The sequence below is a fragment of the Ignavibacteriota bacterium genome (genome assembly GCA_016708125.1).
GTDB lineage: Bacteria > Bacteroidota > Ignavibacteria > Ignavibacteriales > Melioribacteraceae.
The window spans coordinates 4,449,791-4,466,633 of the sequence record JADJGF010000001.1 but is presented as its reverse complement, the minus strand read 5'-3'; the positions used below and the strand labels follow the sequence as shown (position 1 = coordinate 4,466,633).

At 29.6% G+C, this 16,843-nt stretch carries 16 protein-coding genes, 2 tRNA genes and 2 pseudogenes; 15 read left to right on the top strand and 5 right to left on the bottom strand.

Annotation, left to right across the window (positions count from 1 at the left end):
• Positions 1 to 29 precede the first annotated feature (29 nt).
• The 6 genes and pseudogenes from IPH62_19150 (at position 30) to IPH62_19125 (ending at position 6,364) form a co-directional block, all read left to right on the top strand.
• Positions 30 to 3,695 carry a S8 family serine peptidase gene (locus IPH62_19150; protein ID MBK7107389.1) on the top strand — a complete coding sequence of 1,222 codons (3,666 nt, stop codon included), beginning with the start codon at positions 30 to 32 and terminating at the stop codon, positions 3,693 to 3,695.
• Positions 3,696 to 3,993: 298 nt separating this feature from the next.
• Complete coding sequence (locus IPH62_19145) at positions 3,994 to 4,290, top strand: nucleotidyltransferase family protein (GenBank protein MBK7107388.1); 297 nt, start codon at positions 3,994 to 3,996, stop codon at positions 4,288 to 4,290.
• Positions 4,287 to 4,637: a DUF86 domain-containing protein gene (locus IPH62_19140; GenBank protein MBK7107387.1), complete on the top strand. Its 351-nt coding sequence runs from the start codon at positions 4,287 to 4,289 to the stop codon at positions 4,635 to 4,637. The genes IPH62_19145 and IPH62_19140 overlap by 4 nt, the downstream gene beginning before the upstream one ends.
• A 325-nt stretch (positions 4,638 to 4,962) precedes the next feature.
• Positions 4,963 to 5,240: pseudogene (locus IPH62_19135) on the top strand (DUF4258 domain-containing protein).
• Position 5,241: 1 nt separating this feature from the next.
• The gene (locus IPH62_19130) at positions 5,242 to 5,505 is read left to right on the top strand and encodes an antitoxin (GenBank protein ID MBK7107386.1); all 264 of its coding nucleotides are present in this window, start codon (positions 5,242 to 5,244) and stop codon (positions 5,503 to 5,505) included.
• 271 nt (positions 5,506 to 5,776) lie between these two features.
• On the top strand, positions 5,777 to 6,364 hold the full coding sequence (locus IPH62_19125) for an HD domain-containing protein (GenBank protein ID MBK7107385.1): 588 nt from the start codon (positions 5,777 to 5,779) through the stop codon (positions 6,362 to 6,364).
• Between the two features lie 440 nt (positions 6,365 to 6,804).
• Here the strand turns inward: IPH62_19125 and IPH62_19120 are convergent, their stop codons facing one another.
• Positions 6,805 to 6,987: a hypothetical protein gene (locus IPH62_19120; GenBank protein ID MBK7107384.1), complete on the bottom strand. Its 183-nt coding sequence runs from the start codon at positions 6,985 to 6,987 to the stop codon at positions 6,805 to 6,807.
• A gap of 411 nt (positions 6,988 to 7,398) precedes the next feature.
• Between IPH62_19120 and IPH62_19115 the strand changes: the two genes are divergently transcribed.
• Both IPH62_19115 and IPH62_19110 read left to right on the top strand, forming a co-directional pair.
• The gene (locus tag IPH62_19115) at positions 7,399 to 7,824 is read left to right on the top strand and encodes a hypothetical protein (GenBank protein MBK7107383.1); all 426 of its coding nucleotides are present in this window, start codon (positions 7,399 to 7,401) and stop codon (positions 7,822 to 7,824) included.
• A gap of 191 nt (positions 7,825 to 8,015) precedes the next feature.
• The gene (locus tag IPH62_19110) at positions 8,016 to 8,741 is read left to right on the top strand and encodes a hypothetical protein (protein MBK7107382.1); all 726 of its coding nucleotides are present in this window, start codon (positions 8,016 to 8,018) and stop codon (positions 8,739 to 8,741) included.
• 373 nt (positions 8,742 to 9,114) lie between these two features.
• Here the strand turns inward: IPH62_19110 and IPH62_19105 are convergent.
• Positions 9,115 to 10,248, bottom strand: a pseudogene (locus IPH62_19105) (integrase).
• 229 nt (positions 10,249 to 10,477) lie between these two features.
• On the opposite strand from IPH62_19105, the gene IPH62_19100 reads away from it, so the two are divergent.
• Positions 10,478 to 10,675 (top strand): hypothetical protein, encoded by a 198-nt coding sequence (locus tag IPH62_19100; protein MBK7107381.1) that lies wholly within the window; start codon positions 10,478 to 10,480, stop codon positions 10,673 to 10,675.
• The gene (locus IPH62_19095) at positions 10,676 to 10,858 is read left to right on the top strand and encodes a hypothetical protein (protein ID MBK7107380.1); all 183 of its coding nucleotides are present in this window, start codon (positions 10,676 to 10,678) and stop codon (positions 10,856 to 10,858) included.
• 595 nt (positions 10,859 to 11,453) lie between these two features.
• On the opposite strand, the gene IPH62_19090 is transcribed toward IPH62_19095, so the two are convergent.
• The 3 genes from IPH62_19090 to IPH62_19080 form a co-directional block, all read right to left on the bottom strand.
• A tRNA-Cys gene (locus IPH62_19090) sits at positions 11,454 to 11,526 on the bottom strand.
• Positions 11,527 to 11,596: 70 nt separating this feature from the next.
• Positions 11,597 to 11,672 (bottom strand) — tRNA-Gly (locus tag IPH62_19085).
• A 63-nt stretch (positions 11,673 to 11,735) separates the two neighbouring features.
• On the bottom strand, positions 11,736 to 12,254 hold the full coding sequence (locus tag IPH62_19080) for a DUF2179 domain-containing protein (protein ID MBK7107379.1): 519 nt from the start codon (positions 12,252 to 12,254) through the stop codon (positions 11,736 to 11,738).
• 117 nt (positions 12,255 to 12,371) lie between these two features.
• Here IPH62_19080 and IPH62_19075 point away from each other — a divergent pair, with 117 nt between their 5' ends.
• From IPH62_19075 to prfB, 5 genes are all read left to right on the top strand, one after another.
• The gene (locus IPH62_19075) at positions 12,372 to 13,004 is read left to right on the top strand and encodes a protein-L-isoaspartate(D-aspartate) O-methyltransferase (GenBank protein MBK7107378.1); all 633 of its coding nucleotides are present in this window, start codon (positions 12,372 to 12,374) and stop codon (positions 13,002 to 13,004) included.
• Entirely contained in the window at positions 12,995 to 13,915 is a 921-nt protein-coding gene (gene miaA, locus IPH62_19070; protein MBK7107377.1) for a tRNA (adenosine(37)-N6)-dimethylallyltransferase MiaA, read from the top strand. Before IPH62_19075 ends, miaA begins: the two co-directional genes overlap by 10 nt.
• A gap of 60 nt (positions 13,916 to 13,975) precedes the next feature.
• Complete coding sequence (locus IPH62_19065) at positions 13,976 to 15,343, top strand: DUF1446 domain-containing protein (GenBank protein MBK7107376.1); 1,368 nt, start codon at positions 13,976 to 13,978, stop codon at positions 15,341 to 15,343.
• The gene (locus IPH62_19060) at positions 15,344 to 15,658 is read left to right on the top strand and encodes a hypothetical protein (protein MBK7107375.1); all 315 of its coding nucleotides are present in this window, start codon (positions 15,344 to 15,346) and stop codon (positions 15,656 to 15,658) included. It abuts the gene before it with no gap.
• A 26-nt stretch (positions 15,659 to 15,684) separates the two neighbouring features.
• A protein-coding gene (prfB, locus tag IPH62_19055) for a peptide chain release factor 2 (protein MBK7107374.1) occupies positions 15,685 to 16,789 on the top strand; the annotation gives its coding sequence in 2 pieces (ribosomal slippage) (positions 15,685 to 15,753 and positions 15,755 to 16,789; 1,104 coding nt in all).
• Positions 16,790 to 16,843 lie beyond the last annotated feature (54 nt).

The window sequence follows — 16,843 nt, the reverse complement described above, 5'->3', positions numbered from 1 at the left end:
AAATTTTTACTATAATAGCACTTTGGATATTGATTCCAATCAATATTTTATTTGGACAAGGAAACAATAATTCTAGGGTTAATGATATACTTAACAAAGAAGATCCTAACATTGAAATTTTTGTTGAATTAAAAACCCCTCCATTAGCATTACAAAACAAGTTAAATAAAGAGAATAACTTAGTCCCAAACAGTATTTCTAATTTCAATTATCAAGATATTAATACAGAGCATTCTATTTTTATTGAAAGTGTTAATAAAATTATGGAGACTTTAATTAATGAAAAATTTGATAATTCAATTTCAATATTAGGTGTAAACAAAATAATAATAAACGGTGTTGCCTTAACAATTCCTAAATCCCAAATAAACCAAATTAGAAATTTACCAGCCGTAAAAAGTATCTACTATCTCAGTAAAAATAGAATAAATGAAATTAACAGAGGGGCTAAACTTGAGAATTCTGATATTAACCAAACTGCTTATTCAAAAACTGGTATAACAAAAATTAAAAATTTATATGGTTTAAGTGGTAAAAAAGTAAAAGTGGCAGTTTTAGATACTGGAATTGATTATAATCTGGATTGTTTAGGAGGTGGATTTGGTAATAAAGTTATAGGAGGTTACGATTTTAATGACAATGATGATGATCCAATGGATAAAGAAGGGCATGGTACTGCTGTGGCCAGTATTTTAGCAGGTAATTCAGCAGATTATCAAGGTGTTGCTCCTGATGCATTACTTTTAGCATATAATATTTATGTTGGTGGATTTGTTGAGGAATACATAGAATTACAAGCAATGGAAAAAGCATACAATGACAGTGCAAAAATAATTGTTGTAACATCAGCCGCTACTATTCATCCTTTTATGTCAGTTTTAAGTAAAGCAGTTGAGAATCTAGCTAAACTTGGGGTAATTACAATTGCTTCAGCTGGCAATAAAGGAGACAATGAAAAAATGAATATTGTTAGTCCAGCAGCTTTCAATGATGCAATTGCAGTTGGTGCCTCAACAGTAGATGACGAAATTGCTAGTTATAGTTCTCGTGGTCCAAATTATTATTCTAAATTTATTAAACCTGATATTGTTGCACCTGCGGGAGTTTATGTAGCATCCCCTGATAGTAGTTTTTATATAGCTGACGGAACCTCAATTTCTGCACCATTTCTTGCAGGAATTATTGCTTTAATGATTGAACACAACCCCAATATGAGTGTAAATGAAATTAGAAGTCGGCTATTAAATTCAGCAAAAGATATTGGTTATGATATTTGGTCACAAGGATGTGGGCGTGTGGACGCCTATAAAGCTTTAAAAGCAGACTTGTACTTAGAAAAAGCAAGTTATTGTATTGGTTATGATGATGCATCAAAACAAGAATGGATTTATAGAGACACCTTAATAATTTATAACAAAAAAAATCTAAATGTTTCAGTAAAAATTAAACCAACTTCGATAAATGGTATTACTTCAACATTTGAAAGCTCTAGTACAAACATAAATGCAAATTCGTATATAACAATACCCTTTAGCATTAAAGTAGACAATAATCTTATTCCATACCCAAGTACAAAAATACCATCTTATGATTGGGAAGCTAATATTACTAGTTACTCAGATACTGTTAATATTCCTTTTGCATTTTTTAAGGATAGACTCTTAATAATAAATTTTAGTGAAACACCAGGAAGTTATCTTATCACAAACATGAAAGATAAGGCATGGAGCGAAACATGGACGGTTAATAATCCAACGCAATTGCCATTAGAAAATGGTAATTATGATTTAATCACTCAATTTAATGATGGTTCAGTTATCTATAATAATTTTTCCTTTTCTGATTTTGCAAAAATTGAGGTCAACAAAAATGTAACGTTGTTTCCAGTTAATTTAACTTGTTATGATGAAACTCAAAGTAACATTATTGACAATAGTTCAATAAATGCTGGGATTATTATTAAGAATAAATCTACTGACTTTGGACTAGAATATGAGACTTTAGCAAACAGTATTAACCTAAGTTCATTTCCGGATGGATATGAAATTATTGTATCAGCGTCAACACAATTAAGCAAAAACAACAAACTTAATTACTATTGTTATAAATTCAATTCAGATATTCCTATAAATGATAAATTAAATTTTACAAGTACTGCAAATAATTTAAAGACGATACATCATATAATTAAATCTAATAGTTTATTAGAACCTGTTTTCGCTAATTTAAGGTTGCAGTGGGTGTCAGATCAACCATCAAACAGTGTATTTATGGAATTAAAACAATTTAATAATGAATGGTATTCTTATTTATTCAATGAAACAGATAAATATAGAATTAATGAATATGGGTATCTTAGAAGTATAAACGGATGGCTTACTTATCTGTCTGGAGGTGATTCATATAAAGATTCTATTTATATCCGCAATCCTTTCGATACATACCGTACGTATAAAACAGATAAAACAAACATTGATGTAATACATAATGGCCAAGCCTATATTTGGCTTGGAAACTTTTTTAATGAATCGAACAAAATTTATCTTACTGCTTATAATCCTACTCCTGGCATTGGTTTCGACGGATTCTTTTTTAAATCACAATATGGCGATGGTTGTCTAGAAAGTTATAATTATTCACTTTATAAAGATAATATTTTAGTGAAAAATGGTTCCTATAATAATTCTGATCTTTACCATGATCCAATTAATATCTCACCAGGAAAACATATGATAAATTTTGAAAATACTGACTATCAGATTGATAATATTCAAGGAAATGTTTCAGTTAATAGCATTTTTGACACTCAAAAAGAAGATAAAAATCCACCGTATTTTTTGACATTTGGTTTATATAGTGATGGTCAAATAAATGCACATTTGCAAAGAGGTATTGAAAATAAAATTATAATGAATATAAATGATGATTATGAAATAGATAGTATTAATATAGAACTTATTTCAGACTCTTCATTTTATTCAGTTAAAAAGAATGTAAATAGTCAAAATTTTGTGGGTAGTTTTGTTATTCCAGATACTTTAAAAGAGGGTATATATAATTTAAAACTATTTGCGATAGATAAAACTGGTAATACAGTCGAATACAATGCAACGCCATTTTTTATTTTTGGCAATGTTGTTACCTCTGTGGATTATACTACAACTTTTACGGTAAATCAGCAGAATAAAATAATAAAACTTAATTGGTATACTAAGGTAGGAAATAACATTAAGGAATTTGAAATTGAAAGGATGCTAAATGCAGGAGCATGGCAGAAAATAAATAACATTTTAAACAACAGAAATCAATATGAATATACTGATGATATTAGCAAAATAATGTCAAACACAATTTCATACCGTTTAAAAGAAATTAATATTGACGGCACTATAACATATAGCTCTGTTGTTGAAGTTACGGGAGTAATTCCATTAACTTATAGACTTGACCAGAATTATCCAAATCCGTTCAATCCAACAACAAAAATAAGTTATACTATTCCTAAACAATCAAAAGTTACTTTAACAATTTATGATATTTTAGGAAATAAAATTAAAACACTTGTTGATAAAATTGAAATGCCTGGTATTTATAATGTAATATGGGATGGGAATGGATATTCAAGTGGTATTTATTTTTATAGAATTCAATGTGATAAATATTTAGAGACAAAAAAAATGTTGTTGTTAAGATAAAAGTAAATGCTATATAACAAACAAATCAACCCGACTGCTTCGCTCATTTCCGGTTTGGTTTGTAAACAGAAAGTTTGGAAAGTTCATTTAAGTTTTTTGTTAAAGTGAAGTGCAATTTAGAAATCCGTTAGCTAACGGAGAGTCGCTGTTTTTGTTATGGAAAATTAAAAACTGCTCTTTAAAATAAATCATTCATTATTATATAAAATTGTTGTGTTTGGCGTCGGGTTATTTGCTACGCCGTTATACTGTTAAATAAATGTTGAATTATTGAGATAATTAATACATTTTTCTAACTATGAAAAAAGACATTCAATATATACTTAGTATTTTAAAAAATGTTGAACCAATTATAAAAGAAAAATTCAATGTTAATAAAATTGAAGTTTTTGGTTCTTATATAAGAAATAAACAAAATCAAAAAAGCGACGTTGATATTTTGGTGACATTTTTAAAGACGCCAAGTTTATTAAAATTTATTGAACTTGAAAATTATCTTTCAGATGAATTAGAAATCAAAGTCGATTTGGTTATGAAAAATTCTTTGAAACCAAGACTTAGACATTCAATTCTTAATAATTCAATCCCAATATGAGTATCGATAGAGATTTCATACAATATCTAAATGATATGCTTGAATCAACAAGTAAAGGAATTCTATTTATAAAAGGATTAACAATAAACGAATTTAGGAAAGATGAAAAAACACAATTTGCAGTAATTCGCGCAATTGAAATTGTTGGGGAAGCAAGCAAAAAAGTACCGAAAGAAATAAAGAATAATTTTTCAGAAATTCCATGGCGAGAAATAAGTGGAATGCGAGATAAACTTATTCACGATTATTTTGGTGTAAACGTTGATGTTGTTTGGAAAACTGCTAAAAAAGATTTACCTACCTTAAAAAAATTACTTGCAAAAATTGTCAAAGAATTAGATAAATAAATTTAAGTTTAAAACAGTATAACAAACAAATCAACCCGACTGCTTCGCTCAATTCCGGTTTGGTTTGTAAACAGAAAGTTTGAAAGTAAATTTAAGTTTTTTTTAAAGTGAAGTGCAATTTAGAAAAGTTAGTCGCAGTTTTTGCTAAAGAAAAATAAAAACTGCTCATTAAAATAAACCAATCGTTATTTAGTAAAATTGTAGTTTTGGGCGGACGGGTTATTTGCCACGCCGTTATACCGTTCAAAAAAATCAAACATAATATTGACAAATTAATCACACTTTTGTAAATTGTATACCTATAAGGCACACATTTCGGATATTTATGAAATACTTTGATTGGGACGAAGATAAAAATAATATCTTAAAAGAGAAAAGAAATATTTCGTTTGAAGAAATTGTTTTTGCTATCTCAAATGAAAAATATTAGATATTTTTTAACATCCTAATAAAGAGAAATATCCAAATCAAAAAATCTTTATTGTTGAAATTAATAATTATGCCTATATCGTTCCATTTGTTGAAGATGATGAAAAATATTTTCTAAAAACAATTTATCCAAGCAGAGAGGCAACAAAAATTTACTTAAGTAATGAGGAATAAAATGAAATATTTAGATAAAGAAGAAAAAGAATTGGTTGAATCTTTTGAAAAAGGTGAATGGAAATCAATTAAAAAGAAAGATCAAAAAGCTTATGTTGAATCAGCCAAAGCAAGTTTAGCAAAAAATAAACGTATTAATATTCGTTTAACAACTAAAGATTATAACGATATTCAGATTAAAGCCATTGAAGAAGGTATTCCATATCAAACATTAATCTCAAGTTTAATTCATAAATACAATAAAGGTGAATTAAAATCTACTTAAGAAAAAAACGGTATAACACGCAAATCAACCCGACCGCTTCGCTCGTTTGGGTTTTGTGCAAAATAAAAGTTAGAAAGTAAATTTTAGTTTTTGTAACAGTGAAGTACAATTTATAAAAGTAAGTCGCAGTTTTTGCTAAAGGCAAATTAAAAACTGCTCTTTAAAATGAATTAATCGTTATTAAATAAAATTGTTCCGTCAGCTGACGGATTTGGGCGGACAAGTTATTTGCGCCGCCGTTATATGCTAACAATAAATCCTGAGGGTTTTGATGATATCGGAAAGGCTAATTAAACAAGCTAAATTTATTAATGAAATAGAAAAGTTAAAGTTAGTCTTACGCTCTAATGGAACTTTGGATCCAGAAAGACCTGAAAACTCTGCTGAACATTCTTGGCATATTTCACTTATGGCAATTCTTTTTATTGAGCATTCCTCATCTAATTTTTTAGATATACTTAAAGTTATAAAAATGCTTTTAATTCATGACCTTGTTGAAATAGATGTAGGCGATACTTTTCTTTATTTAGAGAATCAAAAAACAAAATTTAGAGATGAACAATTATGTGCTCAACGCCTTTTTAATATGTTACCAGAAGATCAAGCAAATGAGTTCATGAGTTTATGGTATGAATTTGAAGCTAGAGAAACAGAAGAAGCAAAATATGCAGCTGCTATTGATGGGCTTCACCCGTTATTAAATCATTTATTAACGGGAGATACGAAATCGGAAAAATTAAAGATTCCGGTTGAAAAGGTAATAGCTAAGAAAATCTATATAAAAGAATTCGCTCCAGCTTTATGGGAATTAGCTGATACTGTTATAAAAGAGAGTGTTGATATTGGCTTATATGAATAAACGCATATAACCAGCAAATCAACCCGACCGCGAGGTCGAACGGGTTATGTATTGTTCTGAAGTTTTGTGTTTTATAAAAGTTGCTCTTTAAATTAGTATATGTTGTAAAGTTAGTACCGCCTTGTTTATTACGAAAGTTAAACAAGGCTACAGTTCTAAACATTTTTATAAATAAAAAAATATTGTTGTTCTGGTCGGACGGGTAATTTGCACCGCCGTTATCCACAGCCTCTGCCGTTATCGTTACGCATTGGCAGAGCAAAGCAATGAAAATATTTTTATTTATAAACATTATTGGAACATTTTTATGAATGAATATTACGAACATTTAATTGCCAAAGAAATAACTGCTATTGCATTTGAATCATTATTAAAAGAATTCTCGTTTTCTGAAATTAAGGATCAGAATAATTCTGCCCTTTTAAATGAACGAGTTGATTTTATTTATAATCTTTATTTTCAAATTCTGTCTCGAGTGGAGAAACGATATAATCCACACTGACTTTTATTTTTCCCAACATGGCATCTTCAATTTTCACTGAAGATATTTTTATATTTTGGTTTTCCGGTTTAATCGGGGACAATATTTCTTCCAATTGTTTCAAAGATTGATTGATTTTCATTGCTTTGCTCCTATGGTTTTTAAATAACGCTTAGGCATAAAGCTGACCGTGTCTGAGCCTGTGGATAACGGCGCACGCTGCTAAAAAATTTAAATGCTTTTTGCCTAAATTGATTTGTTGAAAGTTTTTTAATATCCACTATTCTGTTTCCACTTAAATAATCTATTTTATAAAATTTATATGAAGCTAAATAATTAACGACTTTACGCATTCAAATTTTCGATACTTTTGCTAACCGTACAGCAGTTATAAACTATCCATCGCCAGAGGCTTATGGATAACTAACTGCTCAAGCAGAATTAAGCAGCCAATCTGCTTAGCAGCGTGCGCCGTTATATGCTTTATCTTTAGCCCTATACATTGTTACAATAGTGATTGCTAAAATGCAAGTTAATATCTGAGGAAAACCAAATGAAAACAGTGAAAAAGATTTTGTCAGATCATATATTATTGATAACATTGAGTACAATAACATTATTAACGGGAATCTTATATACCAGCTTAACAAATCTATTGTTGTCTCTTGGAGAGCAGCTAAAAATTTCTCCGCCAGAGGTTGCACAAGTAATACTTGCGTTGCTATGGTTAATTCTAATATTGATGGCATTGTTCTTCCTTGAAAAATATAAACATCGCTTGAAAGTTTTTTATAATTTGTATTGGGACAAGAAAAAGAATCCATATTGTAATTCTTGTAAATCTCCAGTAACGTTTTATTCTGAATATAAGGGTTATAAAAGCCCACTTTTTTATTGCACAAAATGTGAGAAAGAAATTGAGGCAACCGATGAAAATGGCAAGGCGCTTAGTTTGGTAGAAATTAGGAAACGCATATAACCCGTGCCTCAAGCTGACTGCGTTTTCGCATTCGGCATTTTGGGCTTTTCGGGTTTGTCGTCCCGTGTTTAGTTTTTTATTTGTCATTGTTCTATTAATAAAATGTTTCTAAAATTTTTAGTTAATCGTTTTTATAAATCATTGTTGTGCTTGGCAGCAGCTTAGGCACACCGCCGTTAGGCAACATAAAAATGAAAACATTTAAATATCTTTTTCTCTTTTTCGTAGTAGGCAATATTTTAAATATTTCTTATGGGCAAACACAAGATTCATTAGATTTTTTTTGCGAAAAAGAACTAATTAAAATAGCTAAAAATGTTAGTGAAGCTGTGTTCATTCGAGAAAATTTAGAATGGGCAAAGATAAATATTTCAAGGTATGCTGAAGAAGAAATTGAGAAAGATTTACACAAAGAGTTAGTTATTAATAAATTGCAGTACATTGGGTATTCAAATTCAAAAATAGAAGTAAATATTCACATAAATCAAGAACTGAATCCATTAAAAAATAAATTTGTTCTTTTTCATTGTTTTGAAGGAAATATCGTAATTCCACCTGATTCAACAAATGAATTTAAAGAACAAAGATTATTATCCTCTAATTCTCCTAATTTCTATCTCGCAGTAGATTATATTGGAAGATTTTATATCCTTGATGATGAAAACAATTTTAATGAATTAATTAAAAATTATATTGGGATACCAATAAAGGATTCTCAAATAGAGATTTTAACTCAGTTTTATTTAAATACTGTTCATAGATTTAATTATTATAGTAAGGAGATACTTAATATTGATATGAATAGTACGGAAGCGGGATACAAAGTAAAAGTCAATTATTTTTATAAAACATATAATGTAAAAGAAATACTACGTTTGAAAATAACGAAAAATGGGCAGATAGAATACTTTGAGTAATAAAGTTGCCTAACAAACAAATCAACCCGACCGCTTCGCTCAATTCCGGTTTGGTTTGTAAACAGAAAATTTAGTTTTCAATTTTAGTTATTTGTAAAAGTGAAGTGCAATTCAGAAAAGTGAGTCGCAGTTTTTGTAAATAAAAAATAAAAACTGCTCTTTAAAATAAACCATTCGTTATTTAATAAAATTGTTGTTATTGGCGTCGGGTTATTTGTCATAACCAGTTGCCTCAAAATAAAAGGTAACTATGGTAAAGAAAAAATGTTGAAAAAAGAGTTCATAAAAATTCCAAATAGATAATAAAAAGTAATAATAATTGTTTCTTTCTTTTTTGCTACTTTTTTCTTTCTTTGTTAATATGTTGATAACGTCAAATCAACTTCAAGATTTCATTTATTTTACGAGAGATTGAGTTTTGTAGCAAAAAGGGATTTAATTTTGTGTGTTTATTTGTCAAGAGGATTTTAGTTTTCTTAGAGACAACCGTAGAGTCTAAAATTCTTTGAAAAGGGGTTTTAGGCTGATCGTGTTTTTTGATAACTTGAGAGCCATCGCGAACTTTGGAAATAATTTTAGAAGAAGGAATAAAGAAGTTAAAAACAAAGACCATTCATTAGTAAAAATATCATTCATCAGCTCAACAATTTTAATATTATCGAAGCGATGATAACCAAAATATTGCCTGATGTGAGTCCAATTTTTACCTTCAATATGTACATTATCGTTTTTCATATAAGCTCGTGAACGAGTATAGTCAACCGGTTGTTTACGTTTCGTGAAGTAAGCCAATAGATGCCAGTTAAGAAATTCACCACCGTTATCAGAATCAAAACCAAGAACTTTGAAAGGGAGAGAATTCTCAATAGATTCAATAGCCTTAAAAGTTCCTTGTTGTCCTTTGCCCCATATAGCACGTGCTTCAGTCCATCCGGAGGCAATATCAACAGTGTTAACTGTATAGACAAAACTACCAGTAATCGAGTCTCCACAATGAGCTACGGTATCTGCTTCAATAAATCCCGGGGAACTCTCATCCCACTGGTTTGTTTTTATTGGAATTTGTTTTTGATTAAAGAACCCGGTTTGGTTGTTGATAATCCTTTTTCTTAAATTTATTCCTAATCGGTTTTAAGAGTCGGTCTATTGTTGCTGGTGAAATTCTGAGAAGAAGTTTTCTATTTTCTTCTGTTAGTTCTCCCTCATAAAATGGAAGCCATAGTGGTATTGCATATTTTAATCTTTTTGAGCAAATAAGATTAGTTGATTTCCAAATATTCTTTAATGCTGCTATTATCTCATTGTGAGCAAATTTTTTCTTTCTGCCGGCTTTTTTCTTTGGGGTTCCTTTTATTTCTTTTTTATTCAATACCCTTATTATATATTTTCTATTATATCCACAAGTAGTGCATATTTCATAAAGAAGTTTCTGTTTTTCTGCCTTATTTGAACTTAAATATCTTGCTCGTATAGCTGCAATATACTCTTGTTTCGACTTTTTGCTCATAATATTTCCGCTTTTTTCGGTTACTTATATTATGAGGCAACGTATTGTTTTCCTAATTAACTTCGGTTACTTTAATTGTGAGTCAATTCGACATAACTGTGCAAGGCATATAATTTTAGCATGAATTAAAAATATTTACTATATTGAACCCTATAAAAAAAGTCTGAGTATTGATCTTCATAATGATGCATTAACAGAGGATGAATCTGAACTTTCAAAAATTAGAATAATGCTATATGATGGTGTTGCACCTAGAAGATTTTTGGATTTCTATTCTGTAAATAATTTAAAAAGAAAAAATAAAGAAGGAATTATGATCGATTATGAGTTAGACAAAATTTATCCCAAAACACGTTTATCACTACAAGCAATACCAAAACTTGAAGAACAAGCAGTTCATTCATTAGAAGAACATGGGTTAATCTAAATGGAAAAAAAACAAAATAAAGTCCAACAAGAAAATAAAAAAAATCAATTCAATTTTAAATTTACTTCTGAAAATGTTGAGAAAAATAAAAGTAGAAATGGAGTTATAATTTTTCAATTTGAAAAACCAAAAATACGAACTGAATTAACAGAAAGAATTTTAAGGGAAACCAAATCTTTTTAATTTCTTGTTTGCACACTTTATAATAATTTTATCTCCTTAAAAAATTGATTCAATATAGATTTATTTAAACAACCATTTGTTTTTAATTGTATAGAGTTTTATTTGATATAATTTATTATATCGTAGAATAGTAGTTAATATTTAATTTGCTAACTTACGAACCTGATTCTCATTTTTACTCTAATCATTAGCACTTAATATTCCTTACTCTAGTTATTTTGAAAATCCATTGTTGAGTTAAACAAATCTAATAAAGAATTGAAAGTTAATAGCGTTGCATGAAATTAAAATAATTTATTTATTACATACCGCTATTAAATCTTGATTTATTGATTAGAGAATTTTATTTTGAATGTACAAAAACAACTAAATCACCATATATAAAATAAGTTTTTTTAATAATGATTAAGCCTATTTGGTTTATTGGTTTGTGGTGAACCAGTTGTTCCAGATGGGCTTTTTCATTTAATAAAACACTTAGATTATTTTAAAAAAAGTAGTGACTAAATTGGTGACTATTAGCTCAAATTTATTGATTTTTCAAAATCCTTTAAAACAAAAAAGTGTAATTACAAACAATAATCACACTTTTTAGAGGCGGCGATCGGATTCGAACCGATGAATAAAGGTTTTGCAGACCTTCGCCTTAGCCACTTGGCCACGCCGCCAGCAATAATTTTTTATCAAAATAACTAAAAAAAAGAACATCTACAAAAAAGAAAATCCACCTAAGTGGATTGGAGCGGGAGACGAGACTCGAACTCGCGACATCAACCTTGGCAAGGTTGCGCTCTACCAACTGAGCTACTCCCGCAAATTATATCAAAAAACTGAGGTCAAAATATAATATTGTTTACTTTCTTAATCAATAGAAAAATCACTTTCTTGAACCATGAATAAATCCGCGATATGGTCTTGAAGGTTGAACCGAAATAAAACAATTTTTATCAATTTCTTCAACAATTTTTCTAGCCTTTGTTAAATCACGTCTTCTGATTAAAATTATTAGTAAAGACATTCCACCGGAACCGCCTTCAGCCGGAAGAATCGTAACTCCAAATTTTGCTTTTCTCAATTCGTTAGCAATATTTTCTGCAAAATGCATTGAAATAATATTAACTTGAACATAACCCATTGCAACTTTTTCTTCAAGTGTAATTCCTATAACATTTCCAAAAGCAAATCCTAATGCGTAACCCAGCATATTATAAGTATTATCCAAATGCTGAAAAATATATCGCATTCCAAAAATCCAAATTAACACTTCGCAAAATCCCACTAATCCAGCTAAATATTTTTTCCCTTGAACAACTGTAATTGTCCTAAAAGTTCCAAAAGATACATCCATCATTCGTAAAACCATGATAAAAAGTGCGCCAAGAATATTTTCCAGCATATTTCAATCCATTTTTAAAAAGTAAGTTTTTGTGTTCTGAAATGTATAGATTTAATTTGAAAAAACATTAATGCAACTTATTTTTTTGTAATTTTGAACTCAAAAATTTAGGAAGTTATGTTCGAAATTGAGCGAAATGAACTTGTTGAAAATTTAAGGCGAAAAGGTGTAAAGGATGAAAATGTTCTTTCAGCAATTTTAAATGTGCAGAGACATGAATTTGTTCAACAGCTTATGCTTTCACATTCATATAAAGATGTTGCTTTACCAATTGGTTATGGTCAAACAATTTCTCAACCATACACAGTTGCCGTAATGACCGAAGCTTTAAAATTAAAACCTAACGATAAAGTCTTGGAAATTGGAACCGGTTCCGGATATCAAGCTGCAATTTTAAAACAAATGAGTATGCAAGTTTTCAGTATTGAACGAAATGAACAAATTTATAAAAGAGTTCAGAAATTATTTGATGAAAAATCAATCCGTGTTCATTGCAAATGCGGAGATGGAACAATCGGCTGGAATGAACATTCGCCGTTTAACGGAATTATTGTTACCGCCGGAAGTCCGATAATTCCCGAAAATCTTAAAAAACAATTAGCAATTGGCGGAAGATTAGTAATTCCGATTGGTGATAAAACTTCTCAATCATTAAAAATTCTACAAAAAATTTCAGATGAAAATTTTATAACTGATGAAATTCCTAATTTTGCTTTTGTTCCTTTAATTGGAAGAGAAGGTTGGAACTAAAAGTTTTAGTTATTGTTGGTCCAACTTGCAGCGGAAAAACTGATTTGGGAATTGATCTTGCTCAAAAATTAAAGAGTGAAATTATTTCTGCGGACAGCAGACAAATTTTTAAATTATTAAATATCGGAACAGCAAAGCCAACAGAGACTGAATTAAATTTGATTAAACATCATTTAATAAATAAGTTAAATCCGGATGAAATTTATAACGTTAGCAAATTTGAAAAAGACAGTTTTGAAGTAATTAATAATTTGCACAAACAAAATAAAATTCCAATTGTAGTTGGAGGAAGCGGATTATACATTAAAGCAATTATTGATGGAATCTTTGATGAAGTTGATATTGATGAAAATTATAGGTTGGAGTTATTAGAAAAACGCAAAATTTTTGGGAATGAATATCTTTATAATTTACTACAAAAAATTGATCCAAAAACATCTTCAACTTTGTTGCCTCAAAATTGGAAAAGAATAATACGCGCGCTGGAAGTTTTTCATCTAACCGGAAAACCAATTTGGGAATTTCACGAAAATCAGAATAGAGTAAAAAATATAAATTTTCTACAATTTGGATTGGATTGGGAAAGAGAAATTCTATACAAAAATATTGAAGCAAGAGTTGATTCAATGATCGAAAACGGTTTAGTAAATGAAGTAAAATCAATTTTAAATTTGGGATTTGGAAAAAGTCTCAATTCCTTAAATACAGTTGGATATAAAGAAATTATTGATTATTTAGAAAACAAACAATCTTTAGAAAGAGCAATTGAATTGATAAAAAGAAATACTCGAAGATATGCAAAACGTCAGCTTACTTGGTTTAGAAAAGATGAAAGAATAAATTGGGTTAAGATTAATTCAGAAAATGAAATTGAAGATTTAAGTGAAAAAATTATTAAATCACTAAACTAATTTGTAGAATTAATTTAGTTTGAATATATTCAAAACTATCTAATTGAAATAAAGAATAAAATGAATGAGAAAATAAGAATTGCTTCCGGTCAAGGTTTTTGGGGCGATTTAATTGAAGCTCCGTTTAATCAAGTTACAAAAGGCGAAATTGATTATTTAGTTATGGATTATCTTGCCGAAGTTACAATGTCAATTTTGCAAAAACAAAAAAATAAAAATCCCAATTTTGGTTATGCAAAAGATATTCCGGAATTAATGAAAAGAATTCTCCCAATTTGTAAATCGAAAGGAATTAAAGTTATTACAAACGGCGGCGGAGTTAATCCGGAAAGCTGTGCTGAAGCTGTATTAATTGTCGCAAAAGAATTAGGAATTAATAATTTAAAAGTTGCAATCGTAATTGGTGATAATATTATTGATAAAATGGATGAAATAATTTCGAGTGGTGAAGATTTAAAAAATATGGAAACCGGAGAAAATATTCATCTGGTGAAAGATAAATTGTTAAGTGCAAACGTTTATCTTGGTGCATTCCCAATTGTAGAAGCTTTGCAGAAAGGTGCAGATATTGTAATTACCGGGAGAACAACAGATACCGGATTAACTTTAGCTCCAATGATTTACGAATTTGGATGGGAAAAAGAAAATTATAATTTGATGGCTGCCGGAACTGTTGCCGGACATATTTTAGAATGCGGCGGTCAAGCATCCGGGGGAAATTTTTTAGGTGATTGGCAGTCAATTCCAGATTTGGCTAATATTGGATTTCCAATTGCCGAAGCGTATCCGAATGGTGAAGTAATAATCACAAAACATAAAAATACCGGAGGGAAAGTTTCCTTTGAAACAGTTGCTGAACAATTAGTTTATGAAATTGGTGATCCAAAAAAATATATTACTCCGGATTGCATAGCTGATTTTACATCTATTAAATTAGCAGATTTAGGAAATGATCAAGTAAAAGTTTATGATGTAAAAGGAGAAAAAGAAACTGATACTTATAAGGTTTCATGTTCTTACGCCGATGGATTTTCATCAAACGCAACATTAACTTATTCTTGGCCTCAAGCATTAACCAAAGCTAAAGCAGCCGATAAAATCTTAAGAGAAAGACTTCAAAATCTTGGTTTGCAATTTGAAGAAATCAATACGGAATTTTTAGGTTATAATGCTTGTCACGGACCTTTAGCGAAAATTCTAGATGAAGATGATATAAATGAAATTGTTTTAAAAGTTTCGGTTCGTTCAAAAGATTATAATTCAGTTGATAGATTTGGAAAAGAAATTGCACCGCTAATTTTAACCGGACCTCCAAGTGTTACCGGTTTTGCCGGTGGAAGACCAAAGCCAAGCGAAGTAGTTGCCTATTGGCCTGCATTAATTTCAAAAAAAAATATAAAACCAGAAGTAAAAATATTTGAGATATAAATGAAAGTAAAATTAATTGATATTGCACACGGAAGAAGCGGTGATAAAGGTGATGCCGCAAATATTGGAATTATTGCTTTTGATGAAAATGGATTTGAAATTATTAAAAAATATTTAACAAAAGAAAAAGTAAAAGAACATTTTAGAGGAATTTGTCTTGGAGAAGTTGAAAGATTCGAGTTGCCGAATATTCTTGCATTAAATTTTTTACTACATAATACACTTGGCGGCGGCGGAACTGTTTCATTAAAACATGATGCTCAAGGAAAGACTCTTGCTGCAGCTTTATTAAAAATCGAATTAGAAATTGAATAATTTATAAATATTATTTTGAGGAAATTATGTACGAAGAACAATTGAAATTAGTTAATGAACAAAAACAAAAATTGGAAAAACTACGAGGTTATCTTTGACATTTCCAACAAAGAAAATAGAATTCTTGAATTAAAACAAGAATCAGAGAAAGACGGATTTTGGAACGATCAAAAGAATGCCCAAAATATTTTACAGGAAATTAAAAAATTAGAAATTTGGATTGATCAATTTGATGAACTTGTTGAAAAGCAAAAAAATATTTTCGAATTTATTGAACTTGCTGAGTTAGAAAGTGATGAATCTTTATTTGATGAAGTTCAAAAAGACATTTCGGAATTGGATGAAAATATTTCCAGCTTAGAATTTAAAAGTATGTTAAGTGGAAAAGATGATGATAAAAATTGCATTATGACGATTCACTCCGGAGCCGGCGGCACTGAATCTCAAGATTGGGCGGAGATGTTATTTAGAATGTATTTACGTTGGGCAGAGCAAAATAATTTTCAAACTAAACTAATTGATATTCTTGAAGGTGAAGGTGCCGGAATAAAAAGTGCAACCTTAGAAATTACCGGAGAATTTGCTTACGGTTATGCAAAAGCAGAAAATGGAGTTCATCGTTTAGTAAGAATTTCTCCGTTTGATTCAAATAAAAGAAGACACACATCTTTTGCCTCCGTTTTTGTAATCCCCGAAGTTGATGATTCTATAGAAATTGAAATAAATCCAGCTGATTTAAGAATTGATACTTATCGTTCCGGTGGCAAAGGTGGACAAAATGTTAACAAAGTTGAAACGGCAGTAAGAATTACTCATATTCCAACTAATACAGTTGCGGCATGCCAATCGGAAAGATCTCAATCGAGTAATAAAATCAATGCTTTTAAATTATTGAAAGCAAAACTTTATCAATTGGAGTTGGCAAAACAGGAAGCCGCTAATGACGAAACAGAAAAAACAAAAATGAAAATTGAGTGGGGAAGTCAAATTAGATCTTATGTTTTTCATCCTTATAATATGGTTAAAGATCATCGCACAAATGTTGAAACTTCAAATACGCAAGCTGTAATGGATGGTGATATCAATATGTTTATGAAAGCATTTTTATTGGAATTTTCCCAGAATATTTAATAAAAATTTCTTAATCTTAATCATACTCTTAAACTTACTCTGCTTATAAATTAT

Bases quoted from the DNA above. Each gene is read 5' to 3' on its own strand.
- IPH62_19145 (MBK7107388.1), top strand. From the start codon at position 3,994: ATGAAAAAAGACATTCAATATATACTTAGTATTTTAAAAAATGTTGAA.
- IPH62_19140 (MBK7107387.1), top strand. From the start codon at position 4,287: ATGAGTATCGATAGAGATTTCATACAATATCTAAATGATATGCTTGAA.
- IPH62_19130 (MBK7107386.1), top strand. From the start codon at position 5,242: ATGAAATATTTAGATAAAGAAGAAAAAGAATTGGTTGAATCTTTTGAA.
- IPH62_19125 (MBK7107385.1), top strand. From the start codon at position 5,777: ATGATATCGGAAAGGCTAATTAAACAAGCTAAATTTATTAATGAAATA.
- IPH62_19120 (MBK7107384.1), bottom strand. From the start codon at position 6,987: ATGAAAATCAATCAATCTTTGAAACAATTGGAAGAAATATTGTCCCCG.
- IPH62_19115 (MBK7107383.1), top strand. From the start codon at position 7,399: ATGAAAACAGTGAAAAAGATTTTGTCAGATCATATATTATTGATAACA.
- IPH62_19110 (MBK7107382.1), top strand. From the start codon at position 8,016: ATGAAAACATTTAAATATCTTTTTCTCTTTTTCGTAGTAGGCAATATT.
- IPH62_19100 (MBK7107381.1), top strand. From the start codon at position 10,478: ATGCTATATGATGGTGTTGCACCTAGAAGATTTTTGGATTTCTATTCT.
- IPH62_19095 (MBK7107380.1), top strand. From the start codon at position 10,676: ATGGAAAAAAAACAAAATAAAGTCCAACAAGAAAATAAAAAAAATCAA.
- IPH62_19080 (MBK7107379.1), bottom strand. From the start codon at position 12,254: ATGCTGGAAAATATTCTTGGCGCACTTTTTATCATGGTTTTACGAATG.
- IPH62_19075 (MBK7107378.1), top strand. From the start codon at position 12,372: ATGTTCGAAATTGAGCGAAATGAACTTGTTGAAAATTTAAGGCGAAAA.
- IPH62_19065 (MBK7107376.1), top strand. From the start codon at position 13,976: ATGAATGAGAAAATAAGAATTGCTTCCGGTCAAGGTTTTTGGGGCGAT.
- IPH62_19060 (MBK7107375.1), top strand. From the start codon at position 15,344: ATGAAAGTAAAATTAATTGATATTGCACACGGAAGAAGCGGTGATAAA.